The sequence below is a fragment of the Candidatus Magnetaquicoccus inordinatus genome, assembly GCF_004217665.1.
GTDB lineage: Bacteria > Pseudomonadota > Magnetococcia > Magnetococcales > Magnetaquicoccaceae > Magnetaquicoccus > Magnetaquicoccus inordinatus.
In genome coordinates this window covers 1-1,111 of the sequence record NZ_RXIU01000513.1, presented here as the reverse complement: position 1 = coordinate 1,111, position 1,111 = coordinate 1, and the positions used below count along the sequence as shown (strand labels likewise).

Sequence of the window (1,111 nt, the reverse complement as noted above, 5' to 3'; positions counted from 1 at the left end):
CTGGACAGGGAAGTTTCCGCGTGGGAAACAGAGCGCAATCGGAGAGACTGCAAGGTGAATTGGCAGTTTACGACCCAAGATGCGAGGATCAAATTGGGGCGTCTCTACCCGTCAATTCAGCTTTGTTGACCCACTAGCCACTCTCTGCCGTGCACTTTATGACGGAGAGGAGAATCACGGTAAACCATATCCTCCATGCCCGCTTCGTGCAACGCCTCATCAAAAGCAGACAGATGCATTAAGTTGGCAACACCTTTCCACTGCATCTGACTTCCAGCCTCCAAATACCTCCTGATACGTTGCACAACCGCATCTCGCTTTAACTTCCAGGCAGATTCATCCTCTCTGTAGTCATTTTCGCAACGACCAAGCCGCAAAGGATTTGTGTAGAAATTGACATAACATTCAATAAACAGGTTGGAGAGTTTCGTGTATTTTGACAATTCATCCATATGATTACCATTCAATTGAAACATTTTGCCAACCCCAGATTGACCGATTGCAAAAGCACCTATCCGAACAAAATTTGTCATGATGATAATCTAAATCTGAATACCAGTCAAACGATAATATAAGAAATAAATTACACAAAAAAAAGAGCGCTGCGGAGCAAGTCTGTCCGCAGCGCTGCCCTTCATCCTCCTTGCCCACACCACAACAGGGACTGGCTTGCAATCAATCGGCAAAAAGATCCTCCAGCCCCTTTGCCTCTAAAATACCGCCTGTCCAGCGCTCCAGCCGTGGGCGTGCGGCAGCGGTCACCTTGGCCTTTATCTCGTCTGGAACTTGACCAAAACGCTGTTGCAATAGCCGCAGAAGCACATTGGCCATCCCCATCCTTTCCCCTTCCCCAATTCCCTCTGCGCGTCCTTCTGCACGTCCTTCTTGCTTCCCCTCTTCTCTCGCCAGTTTTAAACGTCCGCGTGTATCGGCAATGGCAATTCCGGCCTTGTCATACAGATCCAATTCATCCTCGGTCATGTTGGCCAGCATGGCCTTCTCGAAAGCATGCCGGAAGGGCGGGAGATCCAACTGTTCCGGGACGCGGTCAAAGGTTTCCGCATAACGAATAAAATAAAGCCACTTTTCAAGTATTCCCTCACACTGCTCC

Annotated in this window: 2 protein-coding genes and 1 pseudogene; 1 reads left to right on the top strand and 2 read right to left on the bottom strand. The window is 49.1% G+C overall.

Annotated features, from left to right (window positions below; all coding sequences use genetic code 11):
- Positions 1–129: pseudogene (locus EJP87_RS18765) on the top strand (IS630 family transposase); the annotation flags it as partial.
- Here EJP87_RS18765 and EJP87_RS16925 read toward each other — a convergent pair.
- Positions 117–533 carry a hypothetical protein gene (locus tag EJP87_RS16925; protein ID WP_130472991.1) on the bottom strand — a complete coding sequence of 139 codons (417 nt, stop codon included), beginning with the start codon at positions 531–533 and terminating at the stop codon, positions 117–119. The pseudogene EJP87_RS18765 and the gene EJP87_RS16925 overlap by 13 nt on opposite strands.
- Before the next feature lie 142 nt (positions 534–675).
- Positions 676–1,111 (bottom strand): DUF4351 domain-containing protein (locus EJP87_RS16920; RefSeq protein ID WP_130472990.1); only part of this gene is annotated, 436 nt, incomplete at its 5' end.

Excerpts from the sequence above, each read along its gene's own strand:
- EJP87_RS16925 (WP_130472991.1), bottom strand. The coding sequence starts at position 533 with ATGACAAATTTTGTTCGGATAGGTGCTTTTGCAATCGGTCAATCTGGG.